The 20,382-nt window shown below is 47.4% G+C and carries 20 protein-coding genes and 1 tRNA gene; 18 read left to right on the forward strand and 3 right to left on the reverse strand.

Annotated features, from left to right (window positions below):
• The first annotated feature begins 109 nt into the window (after positions 1-109).
• The 5 genes from J7E78_RS08340 to J7E78_RS08360 all read left to right on the forward strand — a co-directional run bounded on the left by J7E78_RS08340 (position 110) and on the right by J7E78_RS08360 (position 4,184).
• Positions 110-853 carry a class I SAM-dependent methyltransferase gene (locus tag J7E78_RS08340; RefSeq protein WP_215075774.1) on the forward strand — a complete coding sequence of 248 codons (744 nt, stop codon included), beginning with the start codon at positions 110-112 and terminating at the stop codon, positions 851-853.
• 27 nt (positions 854-880) lie between these two features.
• Complete coding sequence (locus tag J7E78_RS08345; RefSeq protein ID WP_215075775.1) at positions 881-1,864, forward strand: MBL fold metallo-hydrolase; 984 nt, start codon at positions 881-883, stop codon at positions 1,862-1,864.
• Between the two features lie 172 nt (positions 1,865-2,036).
• Positions 2,037-2,453 (forward strand): hypothetical protein, encoded by a 417-nt coding sequence (locus J7E78_RS08350; protein WP_215075776.1) that lies wholly within the window; start codon positions 2,037-2,039, stop codon positions 2,451-2,453.
• Positions 2,450-3,493 carry an FAD:protein FMN transferase gene (locus tag J7E78_RS08355; protein WP_215075777.1) on the forward strand — a complete coding sequence of 348 codons (1,044 nt, stop codon included), beginning with the start codon at positions 2,450-2,452 and terminating at the stop codon, positions 3,491-3,493. The genes J7E78_RS08350 and J7E78_RS08355 overlap by 4 nt, the downstream gene beginning before the upstream one ends.
• Before the next feature lie 37 nt (positions 3,494-3,530).
• Positions 3,531-4,184: a ferric reductase-like transmembrane domain-containing protein gene (locus tag J7E78_RS08360; protein ID WP_215075778.1), complete on the forward strand. Its 654-nt coding sequence runs from the start codon at positions 3,531-3,533 to the stop codon at positions 4,182-4,184.
• Between the two features lie 161 nt (positions 4,185-4,345).
• Here the strand turns inward: J7E78_RS08360 and J7E78_RS08365 are convergent, their stop codons facing one another.
• The gene (locus J7E78_RS08365; RefSeq protein WP_215075779.1) at positions 4,346-4,912 is read right to left on the reverse strand and encodes a phosphatidylglycerophosphatase A family protein; all 567 of its coding nucleotides are present in this window, start codon (positions 4,910-4,912) and stop codon (positions 4,346-4,348) included.
• A 158-nt stretch (positions 4,913-5,070) separates the two neighbouring features.
• On the opposite strand from J7E78_RS08365, the gene J7E78_RS08370 reads away from it, so the two are divergent.
• From J7E78_RS08370 to J7E78_RS08410, 9 genes are all read left to right on the forward strand, one after another.
• Positions 5,071-6,126, forward strand: coding sequence for a GerMN domain-containing protein (locus J7E78_RS08370; protein ID WP_215075780.1), 1,056 nt, complete (start codon positions 5,071-5,073; stop codon positions 6,124-6,126).
• 301 nt (positions 6,127-6,427) lie between these two features.
• A complete protein-coding gene (gene rph, locus J7E78_RS08375) occupies positions 6,428-7,183 on the forward strand; it encodes a ribonuclease PH (RefSeq protein WP_017692572.1) in 756 nt (251 codons plus the stop codon).
• 1 nt (position 7,184) lies between these two features.
• Positions 7,185-7,808 (forward strand): XTP/dITP diphosphatase, encoded by a 624-nt coding sequence (locus tag J7E78_RS08380; protein WP_215075781.1) that lies wholly within the window; start codon positions 7,185-7,187, stop codon positions 7,806-7,808.
• Positions 7,809-8,123: 315 nt separating this feature from the next.
• On the forward strand, positions 8,124-8,966 hold the full coding sequence (locus tag J7E78_RS08385) for an STM4015 family protein (protein WP_215075782.1): 843 nt from the start codon (positions 8,124-8,126) through the stop codon (positions 8,964-8,966).
• Between the two features lie 2 nt (positions 8,967-8,968).
• Complete coding sequence (locus J7E78_RS08390) at positions 8,969-10,225, forward strand: STM4014 family protein (protein ID WP_285229352.1); 1,257 nt, start codon at positions 8,969-8,971, stop codon at positions 10,223-10,225.
• Position 10,226: 1 nt separating this feature from the next.
• On the forward strand, positions 10,227-11,012 hold the full coding sequence (locus J7E78_RS08395; RefSeq protein ID WP_215075783.1) for an STM4013/SEN3800 family hydrolase: 786 nt from the start codon (positions 10,227-10,229) through the stop codon (positions 11,010-11,012).
• Positions 11,013-11,059: 47 nt separating this feature from the next.
• Positions 11,060-12,448: an STM4012 family radical SAM protein gene (locus tag J7E78_RS08400; protein WP_215075784.1), complete on the forward strand. Its 1,389-nt coding sequence runs from the start codon at positions 11,060-11,062 to the stop codon at positions 12,446-12,448.
• Entirely contained in the window at positions 12,445-13,308 is an 864-nt protein-coding gene (locus J7E78_RS08405) for an STM4011 family radical SAM protein (protein ID WP_215075785.1), read from the forward strand. Before J7E78_RS08400 ends, J7E78_RS08405 begins: the two co-directional genes overlap by 4 nt.
• Before the next feature lie 335 nt (positions 13,309-13,643).
• A complete protein-coding gene (locus J7E78_RS08410; RefSeq protein ID WP_215075786.1) occupies positions 13,644-15,338 on the forward strand; it encodes a methyl-accepting chemotaxis protein in 1,695 nt (564 codons plus the stop codon).
• Positions 15,339-15,479: 141 nt separating this feature from the next.
• On the opposite strand, the gene asnB is transcribed toward J7E78_RS08410, so the two are convergent.
• Positions 15,480-17,324, reverse strand: coding sequence for an asparagine synthase (glutamine-hydrolyzing) (asnB, locus tag J7E78_RS08415; RefSeq protein WP_215075787.1), 1,845 nt, complete (start codon positions 17,322-17,324; stop codon positions 15,480-15,482).
• Between the two features lie 193 nt (positions 17,325-17,517).
• On the opposite strand from asnB, the gene J7E78_RS08420 reads away from it, so the two are divergent.
• Both J7E78_RS08420 and J7E78_RS08425 read left to right on the forward strand, forming a co-directional pair.
• The gene (locus J7E78_RS08420) at positions 17,518-17,817 is read left to right on the forward strand and encodes a hypothetical protein (protein ID WP_215075788.1); all 300 of its coding nucleotides are present in this window, start codon (positions 17,518-17,520) and stop codon (positions 17,815-17,817) included.
• A gap of 31 nt (positions 17,818-17,848) precedes the next feature.
• Positions 17,849-18,205 (forward strand): hypothetical protein, encoded by a 357-nt coding sequence (locus J7E78_RS08425; protein WP_215075789.1) that lies wholly within the window; start codon positions 17,849-17,851, stop codon positions 18,203-18,205.
• 178 nt (positions 18,206-18,383) lie between these two features.
• Here the strand turns inward: J7E78_RS08425 and J7E78_RS08430 are convergent, their stop codons facing one another.
• On the reverse strand, positions 18,384-18,677 hold the full coding sequence (locus tag J7E78_RS08430) for a magnetosome magnetite crystal formation protein family (RefSeq protein ID WP_017692583.1): 294 nt from the start codon (positions 18,675-18,677) through the stop codon (positions 18,384-18,386).
• 291 nt (positions 18,678-18,968) lie between these two features.
• On the opposite strand from J7E78_RS08430, the gene J7E78_RS08435 reads away from it, so the two are divergent.
• Positions 18,969-19,042, forward strand: a tRNA-Arg gene (locus J7E78_RS08435).
• Positions 19,043-19,475: 433 nt separating this feature from the next.
• Positions 19,476-20,246, forward strand: coding sequence for a class I SAM-dependent methyltransferase (locus J7E78_RS08440; protein ID WP_215075790.1), 771 nt, complete (start codon positions 19,476-19,478; stop codon positions 20,244-20,246).
• Positions 20,247-20,382 lie beyond the last annotated feature (136 nt).

Below are 20,382 nucleotides of genomic sequence, written 5' to 3' on the forward strand. Positions count from 1 at the left end.
AAGACGTTACAATAACTTAAAGCTTAGGGGAAATGATCAGGCCTGTACAACAGCGTACTACAGCGTACTACAGACAGAGGGCCAATGACCATGTGGAGGGCGAGAGTTGATGACGGAATGGTATGAAAAGAGTTTTGGAGAAGATTATCTGCTTGTATACAAGCACCGGGATGTACAGGGTGCCTATCAGGAAGTACATAAAATGATCAGTTGGTTGAAGCTTGAGCCTAACTCTGAAGTATTGGATTTATGCTGCGGTATGGGACGGCACTCACTGGCACTTGCTGATGCGGGATTACGAGTGACCGGAGTTGATCTGTCCGATGTACTCCTGCGCGAAGCACGCCTAATGGACACCGAACACCGAGTATCTTGGTGTCATGCGGACATGCGTGAACTTCCGCTTAAAGGTGGCTTTGACGCCGTAGTCAATCTGTTTACATCGTTTGGTTATTTCCTTGAGGACGGAGAACAACTGAAAGTATTACATGCCATTCATCGCATGCTTCGGCCGGGTGGCAGCTATATTATTGATTTTATGAATACGGCGTATGTGACTCGTCATCTGGTACCGCACTCCGTCCGAGAGGATGAAGGACAGCGAATTGAGGAATTCCGCAAGATTGAGGATGGATTTGTGCAAAAGGAAATTCGCATTATGGACACCACATCCCGACATGAACCGAGGGTATATCAGGAGCGTGTGAAGCTGTACACACGGGATCAACTGAGTCAGATGTTAAGTGAAGCTGGACTTCAGGTAGATCAGGTTCACGGGGGCTATGATGAAGAGAAATATGACGAGCAGACTTCTCCGCGCATGATTTTTGTTGGTCGTCGTCCTGTGGAGTGAACAGAGAGCGGCAGGAGGGGGGATAACATGAAGCGAACAGAAGAGATGCCCATGACAGAAGGTATGCACCGGGTCAAGATCAGTATGTCGTTTCCCTTGCGATGGGTGAACAGTTACGTGTTGTCAGAATCGGATGGGAAGATGACCATTATAGACCCGGGACCACGTAATTCGGAAACAGAACAGGAGTGGAATGAAGCGCTGGCAGATCTCGGCCTGACCTTTGGCGATATTCATCAAATTGTACTGACCCACCATCACCCCGATCATCTGGGGTTGTCGGGGTGGATGCAACAGATGACGGGCGCACCCGTTCGAATGTCCACACGATCCCGCCAAGAGGCAGATTACATGTGGGGACCTGATTCACACATCAATACAATATTACCTGATTATTATGGAAGCCACGGTATGCCGGAAGACAAGACGGAGCAGATACATGAACATATGAAGGCATTTACTTCGCAGATCACGCCACTTCCGAATGTCACACCTGTTGAAGATGGCGAGGGGCTTAATATGGGCGGGAGACGTTGGGTTGCTGTCGAGACGGGTGGACATGCCCCAGGCCATTTATGCTTTTATGCGCCGGAGTCCATGGAGATTCTTTGCGGAGATGCAGTTTTGCCACAGATTTCACCGAATATCAGTCTGCAACCCGGCAGTGACCCTCAGCCATTATTGTCTTATATGGAAGGATTGCACCGTCTCGGAGAGCTGAACGTCAAGCAGGCGTATCCGGGGCATCGAAATCCTTTTTCCACATTCAACGAACGGACCGTTCAACTGCTGGCACACCATGAGGGACGACTTCAGAAGCTGGCGGAGCGAATTGAGGAGTCACCAGCGAATGCGTATGATATCTGTGTACACATGTTTGGCAATCGGCTGGGTACCCATCAACTGCGGTTTGCCATGAGTGAGACGTTGGCTCATTTGCAGGAGTTAATTCGACGTGAAGTAGTGAAGCAAGAGCAAACACCGGATGGCACGTTCTATTTTCGATTTTAACGGTATGATGATATGCATATGAAATGATAATACGATCTATATAGAGGCTCGGGACAGGAAATTCACCTGTTCTGGGCCTTTTTAGCCTCTCTTAACGGTTCATTCATCTATTTTTAAGCCAGCGCGCCTATGATACATCTATGAACTTCGCTAAAGAAAGCAGGGAAGAGCGATGACCAGAAGAAAACGGAATCAATGGAGAAAATGGCAAGCTTCAGCGGCAGCAACATTGACTGTGGCTGCACTCTTTCAATATGTAAGAACTTCAGATGCCTTTGATGTGGCCTATGCAGCAGCGAATGGCACAGATACAAGTGTTACTGCTTCAAGCCAGGTGGATACGCATGATGATGTGATGGATGAACGGATCAGCAGTACAACGGACAACAACAACTGGAACACGCAGGACAATGACAATAATGATAGTCAATATATTGGAACATCTGATAGTACACAAGCAGCTGGGCCAGATCAGAGCGCGAGTAACAAGGGGAATTATTCAGATTCTCAGCGTATCGGGCAAAATAACCAGGGTCCCGACTCCGGATACAGCAGTGGCAACTATCAGTCACGCACAGGTGCATCATGAGCCGCACGGAGCAAGTTGCTCGTCCGCTCCGATTTCAATTCCGTGCAATGAACACGGATGTTGAAGTGCAACTGTCCGCTGGGCGGGAAGAAGCTGAACATGCAACAACCTTGGTGAAGAATTGGTTTGAGACGCAGGAGCAGCGTTTCAGCCGATTTGTGGCAGACAGTGAACTGAATCGTCTGAATGGTTCGACCGGATGGATACCCATCTCCGCTGCGATGGATGAAGTTTTGAGTCTGGCCTACGGTTATATTGGACTGACCGAAGGGATTTTTCAACCTGGAATCTCGCAGGCCCTTCAGGCTTCGGGATACGATCTATCTTTTGAGAAGGTGCAACAACGACAACCGCAACGCCCATTGCTTGAACGCATATTGCGAACGAAAACACCTGAATCATCAGCGATGATGGAAGATCGATATGACCACAGTCGTCCGAGCTGGATTCAGCGGGAAGGTAGCCGGATGGTTCATCTGGACCCCGGAGCTGAGTTGGACCTGGGAGGTATTGTTAAGGGCTGGGCAGTGGAGCGCATTGCAGACTGGTTGCAGCGAACATTGCATATTCCGGCGGGGTTGATTAATGCGGGTGGAGATATCCAAGTATGGGGTTCACCAGACCATTCCCAGTGGACCTTGCAAGTAGCAGATCCCTTGCAGAATCAGGGTGATGTGTCGGGAGCGATCCGTTTACAGCGAGGAGCTGTTGCCACTTCGGGTATTTCGCATAGACAATGGCAAAATTCAGACGGAAGCCTTGCGCACCATCTCATTGATCCCCGGACGATGGAACCGGCGGATACGGATGTGCTACAGTGTACCGTTCTGGGACAGCATGCGTCACAATGCGAGATCATTGCCAAGACGGTCTGCATTCTTGGGAGTGCCGAAGCCGTGGGCTGGTTAAACCGACATTACGACCGGCATGACGTTCTGTGGATGACACGGGATGGGATTACTTATTTTAGAGGGAATACGGATACGCTTGCTGAGCACTGGCCCGGTTTTGATCCGGATCATCGCTTCAGTCTGATATAAAAAGAGGACAAGTCTAACAGATATGGGGGAGCGGTTTATGGCACAATGGATTGTAGATTACCTGCCGACGTGGAATATCATTCGAATGAGTGGGATTGCTGCTTATGTGCTGCTCTTTACAGGTGTATTTCTGGGTATTGCTCAAGGGATGCCTATGGCCAAAGGCAAACCACAAGCAGCCATGTTCAAATGGCATACCCGAACGACCTGGCTCGCCTTTGGACTTGGACTCGTGCATGCATTAACGTTATATATTGATCACTATAGCCCGTTTACCTGGGGAGAACTTCTGATTCCATTTACCGCCTCCGTTCATCCGATCGGCAGTGGTCTGGGAACGTTAGCCTTCTACGGATTAGTGATTGTCCTGTTATCCAGTGATCTGCGGAACAAGCTTGGCAGCAAATGGTGGTTCATGTTCCACATACTGTCCTACCCGGTGTTCATTGGTCTGCTGGTTCACGGCATGGTTACCGGAACGGATTCTGGCAATATCATCATGCGGATGATGTATGTATTTACGGGACTCAGCATTCTGGGTATTACGGTGTTGCGTGGCATGTTGAGAGAGCGCAAAGGCCCGGAAATTACGATTGGACCGAAACGGGCAACATCTGGTTCACCTTCCGAGCTGAATTGGGTTGAAGGTTTTGGTTTGGTGGGAACGGTACGACCTAAACATCTGAAATAATAACATGTGGATTATCCAATATGTATCGTTATACATGCAAAAGAAGCGGCCATCAGGCCGCTTTTTTCATAAATAGTTATTTCCTCAAACAGTTATTTCACTAAGCATCCACACACATGTCCAATGTTCCACATGGCTTCAGATATGAAACGAGTTACGTATTATACAGCGTCATCACTGACAGGTTTTTCTCCCAGTGCTTCTTCAAGCTCGGATTGTTTGCGATGGGCGATCCGACTGCTCGCTGCCGATGCAATCGCACCGACAATATCATCAAGGAACGTATGAATAGGACCGTGGGTCTTGTCATTCAGTCGTTCCAGCACTCCTGGCTTCAACTTGTCCACGTACCCGTAGTTGGTGAAGCCAATGCTGCCATACACATTGACGATGGAGAATGCCAAAATCTCATCCACGCCATATAGTCCTTCATCGTTCTCAATCATCTCCTGCAAAGGAGATAGGAGCTGCCCCTGTTCAGCCAGGATATCAAGCTGAATCCCGGTCAGGACAGCGTTCTGTACCTCGCGTTTACGGAGAACCATCTCCACATTGTCGATACATTCTTCCATCGTCAGATCAGGATAGTACTTTTTCTGCAATAACATGACCAGTTCTGCGATCTCAGGGATCGTGACGCCCCGCTTATGCAGCCATTCCCTTGTTGCCTCCGCGACTTTGCGGCTATTGAGGCTATAAGGGATTTTTTCTTGCTCAGGATGTTCCATGGGCGATTCCTCCTCTGAAGTTAGCAATGTCCCTACTCTTGCTTCCTAATACGTATTAACCTGTTTTACGTTTCTTTATTATCTTTTAGTTATTTTTTGGACAATGGCTCGTATACATGGTAGTACAAACTGTAAAAATGATGAGGGGGAACGTGATCATGAGAAAGATCCAATCTTTGCGTACGGTATCGGCAGCTGCGCTGCTGAGTATTCCTATGGTATTGTCAGGCTGCGGCATGTTTGGAGCACAGTCTTCCGAAGCTGTTGATCCACCACCGCCCATCCAGGAAGCAGCCATGATTCAGGCAGCCGAAGGAAATGGTGCACTCGCAACGCTCCCATTAACGACAGTATATCTGCAAGACCAGCAGGGGCTGCTCGCTCCGGTATCCCTGACACTTCCTTCTGGAACAGACGCCAGCAGTCCAAAGACAGCACTGGATACACTTGTCACAGGCGGGGCCTATGCGGGCATGCTGCCTGAAGGATTCCAGGGCGTTCTCCCGCAGGGAACGGTTGTGCAGAATGTAACGATTCACGCGGATGATAAGCTGGCGGTCGTGGAGTTCTCGGGTAATTTTTCCAAGTATGATGCGAAGGAAGAACGGAAAATGCTAGAAGCTGTCACGTGGACCTTAACGGGAACTCCTGATGTGGAGAATGTGCAGATCTGGGTGGATGGCAAAAAGTTAACACAAATGCCGGTGAACAGCACGCCGCTGCCTGAACCGTTGAATCGGGCTGTGGGAATCAATCTGGATTTGGGTGATACGTTTGTGACGAACAGCAGCCCGGTCACGGTCTATTTCTCCGCTGCTTCGCCAGCAGGCATCCAATATTATGTTCCGGTGACACGTCTGGTTACACCTGGTGAAGATCGGGTGCAGGCAGCATTGAATGAGCTGATCAAGGGACCTGACAAAGGTGGCGAACTGGAAGAAGTCATGACAGGCGGAACGGAGCTGCAATCGGTCAAAACGGCAGAGGATGGCACGGTAACGGTTGCCTTGAAAGATGATATGTTTGCCGAAGGGGATATTGTGCCAAGCGAGCTGTTACAGTCTGTCGTATTAACCACTGCGGAGAACACAGCAAGCAAGGATGCCAAAGTGCAGATCGAATGGAACGGACAAAAAACGGTCATGGGTGACGACAATAGGGATTACAGTGCGCCGGTTTCCAAGCCTGAATATATCAACGAAATTCCGATTTAATGAGCAAGGAATGCTTAAGGATGCTTTTAACCGAACTCTTTGGTAAAATATAAGGGATTCGTAAAAATACGTGTTCAAAAAGATCGGTTTTCAGTACCGAGAAGATGGGATGAAGCTAGAAATGGAGTAGCGGAGCGTAGGCAAACTACGTGAGCAACGGACATTTCGGCTGAATTCCATATTCGATGCTGATGATGCCTTAAGGCATCTTTCGTAATCAAAAGCGAGCTTTTTGAACAATCTCTAAAAGTGTGAATAAGTTCAACATTACAGGATGCTTAAGTCGTAGGAGGCAGAAAATATGAGATCAAACGGACGAACCAGCGAACAGCTGCGCCCGCTGAATTTAACAGTGAACACGAATAAATACGCCGAGGGCTCTGTACTGATTGAAGTTGGAGATACAAAGGTGATCTGTACAGCTACAGTGGAGGAACGTGTTCCTCCCTTTATGAAAGGGCAAGGGAAAGGCTGGGTAACGGCTGAATATTCCATGCTGCCACGTGCAACACATACTCGGAATCAACGTGAAGCCAATCGCGGCAAATTAACTGGACGCACCATGGAAATCCAGCGTCTGATTGGTCGGGCACTACGATCGGTGGTCAATCTGCAGGCTCTTGGTGAGCGTACGATTACGCTGGACTGTGATGTTATTCAAGCCGACGGAGGCACACGCACAACGTCAATTACGGGTGCGTTTGTAGCGCTAGCGCTTGCTGTGAACAAGATTTCCCAACAACACAAGCTGCAAGTGTTCCCGATTACGGATTTCATTGCAGCGGTAAGTGTGGGTGTTGTGGGTGAACAGCCTGTACTGGATCTGAACTATGATGAAGATTCCAAAGCCAAGGTGGATATGAACCTGGTGATGACAGGTGGGGGTAAATACGTTGAGTTGCAGGGAACAGGCGAGGAAGCACCATTTGATCGCCGTGAGCTGAACGCAATGTTGGAACTGGGCGAACAGGGAATTCTGGAGATGATCGAGCGTCAAAAAGAAGTGCTTGGACCGATTGCGCTCAAGATTGGCGCACGTGGATTAGGGGAAGCGTAAGATGAGTTTGGACAGCCAAATCCTCATTGTTGCAACCCGCAATGCGGGTAAAGTTCGTGAATTCGCTCATGCTTTCGCACCGCTTGGCAAAGAGGTCAAGAGCATGTTTGACTACCCGGAGCTGCCTGATGTGGTGGAAGACGGTGTAACGTTTGCGGAGAATGCCTGGAAGAAAGCCAAAGCGGTTGGTGATGCGCTTGGTTTGCCCGTTCTGGCAGACGATTCAGGACTTTGTGTAGATCTGTTGGACGGCGAGCCAGGAGTATATTCAGCGAGATATGCAGGCGAAGGAGCAACGGATGCACAGAATAATGCGAAGTTGCTAGAGACGCTGGAATCGTTGAAATCCGGTGAGGACACCGAGCAGCCGCTACTAAGTCCGGCTCGTTTTGTCTGTGCGTTGGTACTGTACGATCCGACAACAGGTGATAAGTATGAATCGGAAGGCACTGCGGAAGGCTGGATCACGGCCCAAGCTGCAGGTGCTGGCGGTTTTGGATATGACCCACTCTTCTATGTACCTGAATACGAGCTGACGATGGCAGAGCTGACGCTTGAGCAAAAGCAAGCGATCAGCCACCGCGGTCATGCGCTGAGAGCGCTTGTATCCAGACTTAAAGGATAAGAATGAACATCAAAGCGTTAATGGAGGGGCAGAAGCATTCCGATGGGATGGTTCATCCGCCATTAACGCTTTTTGTATGAAATGAAGTGTTTGATCGGGTTTGGCGAAAGTCCATCCATATACCTAATGTTGAGAGCTATTTCTGTGACTATGTAAAAGAACGTATGTTCTTATACCTACATAAAAATTGGTTTACATTGCACGATTGGGAATCCCATTGGGACTGGAGTTGGAAGAAGTTGCAAGCCTTGTGTGGTATGGGTTAACATTCAAACTAACGAATCATATATGAACCTTAAACGGAGGGATCTACTCATGCAAGAAGTGAAGCTTGTTGTATCTTACGATGATTATGAGGACGGCATTCGTATGGAAAAATTAATAAAGGAACTGGCGGCTAAACCGGAGGCCAGCTCATTGGAAAGTCTGGTCATCGGAGATTGGGGACAAGCTTATGAGAACTCACCTGATGAGTTCATGAGCACACTCATCGAGTCGGCTCCAAGCTTTCCGTCATTGAAGAAACTGTTCATCGGGGATATGGGATGCGAAGAGTGTGAGGTGTCGTGGATTATACAGACGAATCTTACCCCGTTGCTGGGTGCCTTTCCAGAATTAAAATCATTCTCTGTCATGGGTAGTAGCGGCCTCAGTCTGGAACCACTCCAGCATGCCAAGCTTGAAGAATTGATTATTATTTGTGGTGGTCTCCCGAAAGAAGTGTTATCTTCAATCACCCATGCCAAGTTGCCTGAATTGCGTAAACTGGAACTGTACCTGGGTGTGGATAATTATGGTTTTAATGGATCACTTGAAGATGTACTCCCTTTGCTAGAAAAAGGATTATTTCCAAAGCTGGTTTACTTGGGTCTGAAAGACAGTGAAATTCAGGATGAGATTGCCAAAGCAGCAGCTGAAGCACCTATTCTGGATCAACTTGAAGTATTGGATCTATCGCAAGGAACGTTGTCCGATGAAGGGGCTGAGGCGTTGCTTGCCAGTGACAAAATCAAGAAACTGAAACATCTTGATCTAAGTTACCATTACATGACCAATGAAATGATCAGTCGCTGGAATCAATCGGGTATATCTGTAGATGTTAGCGATCAGCAACAGAGTGATGAGGATGACTGGCGCTATCCATCATTAACGGAATAGTGATGTCAGGCTTAAATGAAATGAAAGACAGCCTGCATCAACCCATAGATGTGCATGATCTAACACAAGATCAGCCTTTATTATTGATCGGAAACCCTGATAACCGACGAACGCAAGGGCTGCAAGCGGCTAGGCGTAGATTGGGCTTGAAACCTGCGGTTGTACTGCCATATGTCCAATTGCTCCAGAATTGGAGACACGGACGAACGATCGCTGATACAGTTGATTCCAATCTGCCTGTACCCCTGATTCGAATTGATGCTCCTGGTGAGGAGTGGGAAGTGGAGCGTGAGCTGCTATTCCTTGGGGCTATGAACGATTCGTCAACATTAACGGATAGAATGGGTGCAGAAGCTTTCTCCGCAGAACAGGCACTTGCGCTGGGACAGGAGTGGGGAAGAATCTACGCCCCTGCCCAGTGGTTCCACGGCTGGAAAGCATGTCTGGATCGAATCGGCAGTGAGACTCGGGTAATATGGCCTGAAGTCCGATTCATGAATGATCCTGCTGAGATCCAATTGATGTTTGACAAGAGAATATGTCAGCAACATCTATCTTCACTTGGAGTTGATGTACCTCCGGCGCTTCCATCTTCGCAGCCAATCCGCAATTATACGGACCTGTGTGCTTCAATGAAGGCTGCCGAGATGCATCGTGTGTTTGTAAAGCTCGCCTGTGGCTCGGGTGCTTCGGGTGTTGTCGCGTATCAGGTTAACCCACGTACAGGTGACGAAATCGCTGTAACAACGATGGGGATGGAACAGACACAGGCCAAGACGATTTTCTTCAATGAAGGACGTCTACGCAAGTATACCCGCAGTGAAGAGATTGCTACGCTAATGAACTGGTTATGTGCAGAAGGTGCACAGATTGAACGATGGATGCCCAAAGCCACGCTTGATCAGCGGGCATACGATATTCGCCAACTGGTTGCGGGTGGACAGGCAGGTCATGCGATTATGCGGTTGAGCCATACGCCGATTACCAATCTGCATCTGCGCAATGAACGTATGCTGCCTGCTGAAGCAGGGCTGGATGAACAGCGGATGTCGCTGGTTCGGACGGCAGCGCAAGCAGCCATGTCTGCATTTCCCAACTCGTGGTCAGCCGGGATTGATGTGATGTTAACTAATGGTTCGAATCCGCGTGCCTATGTGCTGGATGTGAATCCGTTTGGAGATCTGTTATACAGGGTCGAGCATCATGGGCTTGGAACCTACGAATGGGAAATGGAACTTTTGCGAAAGGAGCCTATTTAACATGCCTGATATGAACACCATCGTGGGCTCCCATGATCTGTTAATGATTACGCTGGATACGTTACGATATGACGTAGCCAAGCTGGAAGAGGAGAATTGTCCCAATCTGTGTGGTTCGGGTCCATGGGAGAAGCGTCATACCCCGGGCAGTTTTACCTATGCGGCGCACCACGCTTTTTTTGGTGGTTTTATGCCCACTCCTGCCAATACGGATAAGGCATCTCATGTAAGATTGTTCCATTCGAGGAATACCGGACTCAAGACACATCCGCATACCTGGCTGTTTGATACACCGGATATCGTATCCGGGTTCGCAGCTGAAGGTTACCGTACCATCTGTATTGGTGGCGTCATTTTTTTTACGAAAAAAAACCCGCTTGCGAAAGTATTGCCCGGTTATTTCCAACAGAGCTACTGGCGTATGAACTTTGGGGTAACCAACCCTAAATCGACAGAACATCAGGTACAGCATGCATTAAAGCTGCTGGAACAGACGCCGCCGGATGAAAAGATATTTATGTTTTTGAACGTGTCTGCCATTCATGGCCCCAATCGTTACTTTGTAGAAGGAGCCAAGGAGGACTCGGTGGAGACTCAGCGAGCTGCACTCCGATATGTAGACGAGGGTCTTGGGCCATTGTTCGAGGCGATGAGGAAACGCGCCCGGCCTGCCTTTTGTTTAGCTTTTTCAGATCATGGTACAGCTTATGGTGAAGACGGGTATCAAGGACACCGGCTCGCGCATGATGTCGTCTGGACGGTGCCTTACCGTGAATTTTTAGTATAGAATGTATTGCTCTTATGATGACAACAACCGGAGACAGGAGGAAACCGATGGACAAACAATCACAACATACAACAAAAGGCCATTCCACACAGTCCGGATCCGATATAGCTACAGGTCTCAGTGAAGTACTGGCATTCCCTTATCGTTCTTACTTATACTCATACCCTCACAAGACCGCATATCGGGAGCTGGACCCACCGCTGCCGTTGGGCCCACTGTGGGAACGAGAGAATACCGATACGTATTTTTTATATATGCACATTCCCTTTTGCGCTGCTCGTTGCGGATTCTGTAATCTATTCACGCTGCCGGATCGACGGGATGATACGCATGAACGCTATGTGGATGCGATGGAACGTCAGGCGAAGCAATGGGCACCTATTACATCTCGAAGACCGTATTCGCGGTTTGCGATTGGTGGAGGAACGCCTACATTATTAAATGAGGTTCAGTTGAATCGTCTGTTTGATATTGCTGAACATGTGATGGGGCTGGACCCTGCGCAAGCGTCGATTTCGGTAGAAACATCGCCGGATACAGTTACGGAAGCCAAGCTGGCCATTATGAAGGAACGAAGTGTGGATCGTGTCAGTATGGGTATCCAGAGTTTTATTGAAGCTGAAGCATCCGCCATCTATCGTCCACAAAAACCGCAGGAAGTCGAACGAGCGCTTGAGAAGCTTACTCGGTATGATTTCCCCTTGCTGAATCTGGATCTGATCTATGGTTTACCGGGTCAAACGGTGGAGTCTTGGATTTATTCACTGGAAAGAGTGTTGGCCTACGAGCCAGGCGAAATCTTTATCTATCCCTTGTATACACGGGAGAATACAATCGTGAAGCCTGATGACATTCGCCGTCAGGGACCTGATATTCGGATGGAGCTGTATAAAGCTGCACGTGAGACTTTAAAAAGTAAAGGTTATGTGCAATATTCGATGCGCAGATTTGCCAAGGAACAGTCGTCCTCCAAAGTGCTTCTGCCTTATAGCTGTCAGGAGGAGGGCATGGTTGGTCTGGGATGTGGCGCACGCTCTTATACGAGTGAAGTACATTATGCTTCCAAGTACGGCGTGAGTTACAAGGCCACACAAAGCATCATTGCCGATTATGTGGCAACTGAGCGCTACGATGTGGCGGATTATGGCATCGTGTTAAGCCGTGAGGAACAGAGACGTCGCTTTATTCTGAAAGCCTTGCTGCATCGGGAGGGATTGACGGTGTCTGACTACCAACAGCGCTTCGGTACCGATGTGATGTCCGACTATGTCTGGTTGGCTGAACTGTTGACAGAGGGCATGGCGGAGTTAGAGAGTGATGAGGGCAAGCAGGTGCTGCGTCTGACAGAAGAAGGGCTGGGTTACTCCGATGCGATTGGAGATTGGCTTATATCTGCCGAAATTCGTGAACAGATGGAAGGGTTTGTTTTCTCATGAGAGCGACTTTGTATTATCGGGGGAAGTTGTCTTCCTGTAATTACGACTGTCCATACTGCCCTTTTAGCAAAACGGTGGATTCCAAAGAGACGTTGGAAGTGGATGAACAACAATTGCGTCAATTTGTGAATTGGGTCAGGGAGCAGGAGAGTGCCGGGCATCAATTTTCGATTTTCTTCAATCCCTACGGTGAAGCTTTGGTGCGTCGTTGGTACCGGGGAGCGATGGTTGAGCTGTCACATATGCCACATGTGGATAAAGTTGCGATCCAAACCAACCTGTCCGTCAAGCTGGATTGGGCGAGGGAGCTGGATGCGAACACAGCAGCCTTTTGGGCGACGTATCATCCTCGAGAGACAAAAGAGGCTTCTTTTGTAAAACAATGTCTGACCTTGCGTCAGATGGGACTTGCTTTTAGTGTCGGTACTGTCGGACTCCGGAGTGCTTTCCCTGCAATTGAGTCTATGAGACAGGCTTTGCCGGATGATGTATATATGTGGGTAAATGCCTTCAAAGATCGGCCCAAGTATTACACGCCGGAAGAGATTCAGTTTTTACGTGGGCTTGATCCGCTTTTTGAAGGTAATCTGCAGGATTATGAGAGCTTGGGCAAACGATGTGCTGCTGGTTCGGAAGTATTTTATGTACAGGGGTCCGGGCATGTGAAGCGGTGTTACAAGGATCGCCGAATCATTGGACATCTATATCGCGATGGTTTGCAGGCTTTGGCCGCGGATCGACCTTGTCGCATGAAAAAATGTGGCTGTTACATCGGTTATATCCATATGGAGGATTCCCCGTTCAGGGAAACGTTTGGCAGCGGGCTGCTTGAACGAAATCCGGTATTGATCAATCGTTAACGTTGAATTGAAATGCGCTGAAATCGATAAAGACTTTAGACCAGTAAGACTGCTGGGTAAAGTCTTTTTTTTATTTTGATCTAACGATTCAAAATGTGTAATTTAGGATAAAAGAGATGTAGTATATTGTCGGTTAGATGTGCATAAAAACCTAAATGATAGTATAGGTAGATGCTATATACCTATATTTGAATGCGTAAATATGCTAACCTACTTTAAGTAGTCTCACATATGTATCCATTTTTATTTAAAGTAAAAGGAGGGGAGATTTTAGCATTCAGACTGACTACATAATTCATGATTGAAATACATTGAAAACGCATGGGGGAAATGAAATGAAAAGAGTATCCATTAGCAGGAAATTACTATTAGGTTTTGGTTCTGTACTTCTTTTATTGGTAGCCGTTGTAGTCATCTCATATACTCAGTTTGTCTCGGTTGAGAAAACGTTTACAGATTTAATCCGGGAGCGTACCGCGAAACTGCTCACGATCAAAAACATGATCATTGATGTGAAATCCCAACAGGTTGCTTTACGGAATTTTGTGACGGATGAGAATGATCAAAGCGAGCAACAATTCAAGTCTTTTTATGAAAATTACCGTAAAACAAGCGAAGAATTAAGATCAGGGATTCAAACCCCAACGATGATTGATTTTCTGGATCGTTCAGACCGCAGTGCGGAGGAATATTATGCCTTTGGACAGAGTGTCATTGAATTGAAAAAACAAGGCAGAACTAGCGAGATCACAAGGATGCTGTTAGATACAGGTCCAACGATCATATCCGGATTTGAAGAAACGGTAACTGCCATGGAACAGCATCAGCAAAATTCATTGGACACTGGTATTGTAAATTCCAATCAACTCATTCAAAAAGTACTACGTTTGATCATGATCATTGGTATCATCTCGATCGTTTTAGGCGTGGTCATTGCTTTGATCATGGGGAGAATCATATCCAAACCGGTTGCACATGTGGCAAGGGCTGCGAGCCGAATAGCTGATGGGGATCTGACGGGTGAGGCGATTGTTGTTCGTAATCGGGATGAGATCGGAGAACTGGCGGAATCCTTCAACAAGATGATGGATAACTTGCGTCATTTAATCCATCAGGTGGGTCATAATGCAGATCGGGTAGCTGCTTCTTCTGAGGAGTTAACGGCAAGTACAGAGCAGACGGCGACAGCGACCGAACAGGTAGCTACAACGATGGAAGAGATTGCTACGGGTATGGATACGCAAGTGAGTATGGTTGGAGACGGGTTTCATACGATTAATGAATTGTCCACAGGCTTTCAGCAGATGACAGTGAATACACAAAATATGTCGGATGAAGCAACCAATGCGTCAGCGAAAACCATATCTGGTAAGGATGCGGTTCAGTTGGCTGTTGGGCAGATGAACTCGATTCATCAGACTGTACGTGTACTCGCTACGGTTATTGAAGAACTGGGAAATCATTCAGATGAGATTGAATCTATGGTTGAAAGTATCTCCGAAATATCGGCGCAAACGAATCTGTTGTCTCTTAATGCGGCTATTGAAGCTGCAAGAGCAGGTGAGCATGGTCGTGGATTCGAAGTGGTTGCTACCGAGGTGCGCAAGCTGTCTGATCAATCTGCGAAATCAGCGGAACAGATCAGTGTACTCGTAGCTGCTGTACGCAAAGGGATGGATAATGCATCACAATCCATGGGAGAAGTAAACGCTGAGGTTCAGGAAGGCATAGAACTTGTCCGTAAAGCAGGAGGTACTTTTGAGGAGATTCGTGAAGCTGTCAGCAATGTCGCAGGTCAGACTCAGGAGGTATCTGCATCCATTGAACAAATGGCGGCGGGTGTCGAGCAGATCAATGTGTCCATGAAGACCATCATGGAAGTAACAGAGAATGCGGCTGCCGGAACAGAGGAAGTTAGTGCAACGTCAGAGGAACAACTGTCTGCGATGCAGGAGATCGCTTCGGCGGCCAATGATCTTTCCTCTATGGCGGAAGAGTTACAGGAGTCCGTCAGTCGATTTAAGGTGTAATCATGGATATACTTCTGGATGAAGTTCAATATTGATGAATGATCATATCGTGTATGTAAAACAAGTGGGTGCCCGAGAGAACAACAGTTATGCTGTTCTCCGGGCACTCTTTTTTGATGAAGTAGCGATCAGTGGGTCATTCTAACGGATAGCGACTTTATATGTTCGCAACCAGGTATTGATCTGAGTCAGATAAGCAAATAGCTGGGGACCCGACATGAGCTGCCCGAACCAAGGAAGATTGGAAGCTGCATCTGGTGAAGACGCAAGATTACGGATCTGAGCTTTGTCGATCAAAGGCAAAATCGGCGAAGTGGGGTCATCCAGGATATCAAGTACCTGTTGTTTGACAGCGGCCAGATATTGCGGATTATGTGTTTTCGGGTACGGACTCTTTTTGCGATATAACACATCGTCAGGCAGGACACCTTCGAGTGCTTTACGCAGAATACCTTTTTCCCGCCCGCCGGTTATTTTCATTTCCCACGGGATGTTAAACACATACTGGATCAGACGATGGTCACAGTAAGGTACCCGTACTTCCAATCCTGCCCCCATGCTCATCCGGTCTTTGCGATCCAGAAGTGTAGGCATGAAACGTGTAATATTCAGGTAGGACATCACCCGCATTTGCGCAGCTTTACCTGTTTCCCCATCCAACAGAGGCACTTCAGCCACTGCATCCGAATAGCGGTCTGCCAAATAATCGAGTGGGCGAATCCATTCCCGAATGTCCGGGGATAACAAAGCTGCTCGCATATCAGGCGCTACAGACCACGGAAACGTACCGGAGTTCAGCATATCTTCTCGATGGAACCAGGGGTAACCGCCAAACACTTCATCCGCTGCTTCGCCTGAGATGGCAACGGTGGCCCCTTTTTTGATTTCTTTACAGAACAAATAGAGCGAGGAATCTACATCCGCCATACCTGGAAGGTCCCTTACTAGCATGGCCTGTGTCAGTGCATGAACCAGTTCTCCGTTCTCGATCTCAATCCAGTGATGGTCGGTCTTGAGTTCATCTACCATTCGCTTAATCCAGGGACCATCTGCACCCGGCTGAAAGGAATGCGCTTGAAAATGCTTGGCATTATCGACATAATCGACAGAATACGTACTGACTTGGCCTTGCCCGGTCCGGTTGTAATAATCCACGGCTAATGCAGACAAGGCACTGGAGTCCAGTCCTCCTGATAAAAGAGAGCATACCGGAACATCCGAAGCCAACTGGCGCTCCAGTGTATCTTGCAAGAGCGTTCGCACCTCGGCTGCCGTCTCTTCCAGGTTATGTTCGTGATTCTGGCTTTCCAGTTTCCAGTAGGCATAGGTTCGGATCCCGTTTCGGTTATAGATCAGCGCGTGCGCAGGCTTGAGTTCGCTTAGTGAAGAGTATACGCCGTGTCCTGGTGTCCGTGCAGGTCCTACGATAAACACTTCGGCCAATCCTTCTGGGCCAACAGCAGCTTCCACATCCGGGTGAATGAGCAGAGCTTTGGGCTCTGATCCAAATACGAGTGTGTCTTTGGCATTACTGTAGAACAGAGGTTTCACGCCAAGGCGATCTCGTGCGATAAAAACCTGTTCGCGTCCCCCATCCCATATGGCAAAAGCAAAAATACCGTTAAACCGGTCTACACATGCCGGTCCCCACTCAATATAAGAGGCGAGCAACACTTCCGTATCACATTGCGTGCGGAACGGATGCCCTCGCTGGAGCAATTCCTTTTTCAACTCGGGTGCATTGTATAGTTCTCCGTTATACACGACGGTATAGGAGGTATCTCCTTGTAACGCATGCATGGGCTGTGCGCCGTTTTCGGGGTCCATTACACTAAGACGCCGATGTCCAAAGGCACAAGGATTGGAGATCCATGTACCTGAAGCGTCGGGCCCCCGGTTCGACAAGCTATCCGTCATACGGACCAGCAGCTCTGATTCCTGGGTCAAATCCCGATTCCACTGTATGAAGCCGGTAATACCGCACATGATTTGTTCATCCTTTCTTGGTCGAGTCATTCATCCGTATGGCTGCTTAATTACTGGCAACCTGCAAATGTTGTCTTTTTCGTCAGAGGTCGTAACAAATATATGCCGAAAGCAGGCATAAAATGTCTGTCCTTTTCGGAAACTAGTTCTAGGAACAACGACCTCAACATGCCTGTGAAGGAGAGAACATGCAATGGACAGTATGAAGTATTATGTGTCTGTCATGGGCCGCTCCGTTATTCCGGATCCGTCGGTAACATCATATGAATGGATCATTCAGGCAACGCCGCAGGAAGCGGAGCATTTACTTGGACTGCTTAACCTCATGCAGGAAAAGGAGGAAGAAGCCTTTCCTGGCATGGTATTCCCATGGCCAGATACACCGGAGGAGTCCGTAAACCGAGCGTATGAAACGGTATTACAACAGGTGTATCGGGAGATTTACCGATTAGGCACACCAGAGACACGATACCAGATTGAACAAACTACATGATAAGCACAAAGGAAAAGGAGCGCGATGACGAATGTATGCCATTCAAGATGCCAAAATACGCAGATTAACCGAGGTAGACGGATTATCCTGTGCAGAAGTGGAAGTGCAGCCTGGAAATGCCGGAGACCCAACATTACTTGTATATGTGGCCTCAACACAGCCCGGAAATTCGCTGGAAGTTGTTCGAATTGTACGCAATCACTCCGATTCGGCGATCGACTGGTATAACAATAATATGCATACCGCGTTTGAAGAGGCAACAGATACCGCATTTGAGAACAGTGAAGGCATGACAGTTGAAGAAGATAAGGCTCGGTTTCAAAGTGAGTTGTTTGCATTTGGTTTGCTTGGTCCAACCCTTCAGCGATATCTGATCGGGCAGGCTTAACAGGTAATGCTCCAGCAACACATGTGGCGATAGCGGGATAGGGTTCAATGTTGAGTTATACGTAGATAGTGATCTATTGCTGTTGCTGGTTGCTCTGACTGCATCTGTAACTGGAAAAACCCGCCGTTGTTGAACGGCGGGTTTTGTCATGCGATGGTCAGATTAGGTGGAGATGTGATCAAGCATACTCGCGCAGCACTTGAATCCCTTTGACCACGTTGTACACAAAGCTTAATCCGTAAATGACAAAGAATAGAATGACAAACCCGACGGCGGAACCCAGGCTATGCGCAGTCACGAAGAAATAAAATAACGGAATGGCAGCGAGAAAGGGGAATACATGTGAGAATAAGGCGCGTTTCGCATGTCCCTCAATATAATCATCCTTGGCAACAATCCATATAATGATCGGAAACAGGAACGGGGCAAAGAAAATACTAAAATAGGATAGGGCTGATAAAAGTTGTCTCATGTCGATTCTCTCCTTCAATGGATCATTGAAATGTATGTATGCAAAAGATTACCCAACAATTCTGACATTGAACATGTCTGATGTTAATCTTACTCTAATGTCCCACTCTCCTCAATATAACCTGGTTCAAGCTATCATATTCTCAAAGGGACTAGAGTATGAGAATAACACCGAAAAGTACATTTTTGAACCCGTGTTTAAGTATAATTATTAATTTTTTTATAAAACTATTGAAAAATATAGAAATCAGAGTATAATAAGAACCGCGCCGAAAATTTTTTATACATATTTGTCTCAGTAGCTCAGCTGGATAGAGCAACGCCCTTCTAAGGCGTCGGTCGGGGGTTCGAATCCCTCCTGGGACGTAAAAAACAAAGAAGCTTCCTTCGGGAAGCTTCTTGTTTTTCGTTCAGGGGAAGAGAACCCCCAATGGTTCGTCGGAGCATCCGCTTCGTTAGCACTACTTCGCAGTCTCGACTGGAAGGAGAGTATCCCTCCTGGGACGTAAAAAACAAAGAAGCTTCCTTCGCGAAGCTTCTTGTTTTTCGTTCAGGGGAAGAGAACCCCCAATGGTTCGTCGGAGCATCCGCTTCGTTAGTACTACTTCGCAGTCTCGACTGGAAGGAGAGTATCCCTCCTGGGACGTATTAAAAGAAACTTCCTTCGGGAAGTTTTTTTGCGTTCAGAGGAAGTGTTCTATTGGTTATACCTATAAATAATATAGAATTTATATATTTAAAGAATAAACAATTCTATGCAACAATGAGGATATCAATAACGAAAGCGACGGTGGTATCCATGAAATCATTAAATCAATGGCAAGCAGATGAGTATGACAACAAACTGGCTTTTGTGTCCGGATACGGCAAAAACCTGATCTCTTGGCTGCAACCCCAAAAAGGGGAATACATTCTTGATCTGGGTTGCGGGACGGGGGATTTGACGTATGAAATTTCTCTGGCTGAAGCTGAAGTTATTGGCATGGATGCATCGCCAGACATGATTCGCCGTGCGAGGGAGAAATTCCCTGAACTTGAGTTCGTGGAAGGAGACGGTCATCGGTTTGAGACGAATAGACTGTATGATGCCGTCTTTTCTAATGCAGCCCTGCACTGGATGCAAAGTCCGCGATTAGTGGTGGATAGTATATCGAAATCTTTGAAGTCCGGAGGGCGTTTTGTCGCAGAATTCGGTGGTAAAGGGAATGTGCAGACCATTGTGAATGCATTGGAGGAGGTTATGGAGCGAAACACAGGCATTCGTGCTTCAGAACGCAATCCTTGGTATTTTCCTTCGATCGGAGAATATAGCCATATTTTAGAGCAATGTGGATTTGTGGTGCGTCATGCCTATCACTATGACCGTCCTACCAGATTGGAAGATGGTGAGCAAGGTATAGTAGGCTGGTTGACTCATTTTGGAGGGGACTATTTTGAGGGTCTCAGTCATGAAGAGATACAACAAATATGCAAGGAAACCAGTCAGATCGTGATGCCTCGCCTTTGGAAAGATGATGCTCTGTATGCCGATTATAAGCGTCTGCGTATTGAAGCTGTGAAGCCAGAATAAAGTAGGATTTTGCATTATTTTAAAAATGAAATATTCAAACGACAAATAATTACAAATGGATAGTTTTATCATACTCAAGACCCATATAAGTAATTTCTATATCATATTTGTAAGTATTTAGAAGGAAAATGTGGTA

The sequence above is a fragment of the Paenibacillus polymyxa genome, assembly GCF_018614975.1.
In the GTDB taxonomy this organism is placed as follows: domain Bacteria; phylum Bacillota; class Bacilli; order Paenibacillales; family Paenibacillaceae; genus Paenibacillus; species Paenibacillus polymyxa_E.

Excerpts from the sequence above, each read along its gene's own strand:
- J7E78_RS08340 (WP_215075774.1), top strand. The coding sequence starts at position 110 with ATGACGGAATGGTATGAAAAGAGTTTTGGAGAAGATTATCTGCTTGTA.
- J7E78_RS08345 (WP_215075775.1), top strand. The coding sequence starts at position 881 with ATGAAGCGAACAGAAGAGATGCCCATGACAGAAGGTATGCACCGGGTC.
- J7E78_RS08350 (WP_215075776.1), top strand. The coding sequence starts at position 2,037 with ATGACCAGAAGAAAACGGAATCAATGGAGAAAATGGCAAGCTTCAGCG.
- J7E78_RS08355 (WP_215075777.1), top strand. The coding sequence starts at position 2,450 with ATGAGCCGCACGGAGCAAGTTGCTCGTCCGCTCCGATTTCAATTCCGT.
- J7E78_RS08360 (WP_215075778.1), top strand. The coding sequence starts at position 3,531 with ATGGCACAATGGATTGTAGATTACCTGCCGACGTGGAATATCATTCGA.
- J7E78_RS08365 (WP_215075779.1), bottom strand. The coding sequence starts at position 4,912 with ATGGAACATCCTGAGCAAGAAAAAATCCCTTATAGCCTCAATAGCCGC.
- J7E78_RS08370 (WP_215075780.1), top strand. The coding sequence starts at position 5,071 with ATGAGAAAGATCCAATCTTTGCGTACGGTATCGGCAGCTGCGCTGCTG.
- rph (WP_017692572.1), top strand. The coding sequence starts at position 6,428 with ATGAGATCAAACGGACGAACCAGCGAACAGCTGCGCCCGCTGAATTTA.
- J7E78_RS08380 (WP_215075781.1), top strand. The coding sequence starts at position 7,185 with ATGAGTTTGGACAGCCAAATCCTCATTGTTGCAACCCGCAATGCGGGT.
- J7E78_RS08385 (WP_215075782.1), top strand. The coding sequence starts at position 8,124 with ATGCAAGAAGTGAAGCTTGTTGTATCTTACGATGATTATGAGGACGGC.
- J7E78_RS08390 (WP_285229352.1), top strand. The coding sequence starts at position 8,969 with ATGTCAGGCTTAAATGAAATGAAAGACAGCCTGCATCAACCCATAGAT.
- J7E78_RS08395 (WP_215075783.1), top strand. The coding sequence starts at position 10,227 with ATGCCTGATATGAACACCATCGTGGGCTCCCATGATCTGTTAATGATT.
- J7E78_RS08400 (WP_215075784.1), top strand. The coding sequence starts at position 11,060 with ATGGACAAACAATCACAACATACAACAAAAGGCCATTCCACACAGTCC.
- J7E78_RS08405 (WP_215075785.1), top strand. The coding sequence starts at position 12,445 with ATGAGAGCGACTTTGTATTATCGGGGGAAGTTGTCTTCCTGTAATTAC.
- J7E78_RS08410 (WP_215075786.1), top strand. The coding sequence starts at position 13,644 with ATGAAAAGAGTATCCATTAGCAGGAAATTACTATTAGGTTTTGGTTCT.
- asnB (WP_215075787.1), bottom strand. The coding sequence starts at position 17,324 with ATGTGCGGTATTACCGGCTTCATACAGTGGAATCGGGATTTGACCCAG.
- J7E78_RS08420 (WP_215075788.1), top strand. The coding sequence starts at position 17,518 with ATGGACAGTATGAAGTATTATGTGTCTGTCATGGGCCGCTCCGTTATT.
- J7E78_RS08425 (WP_215075789.1), top strand. The coding sequence starts at position 17,849 with ATGTATGCCATTCAAGATGCCAAAATACGCAGATTAACCGAGGTAGAC.
- J7E78_RS08430 (WP_017692583.1), bottom strand. The coding sequence starts at position 18,677 with ATGAGACAACTTTTATCAGCCCTATCCTATTTTAGTATTTTCTTTGCC.
- J7E78_RS08440 (WP_215075790.1), top strand. The coding sequence starts at position 19,476 with ATGAAATCATTAAATCAATGGCAAGCAGATGAGTATGACAACAAACTG.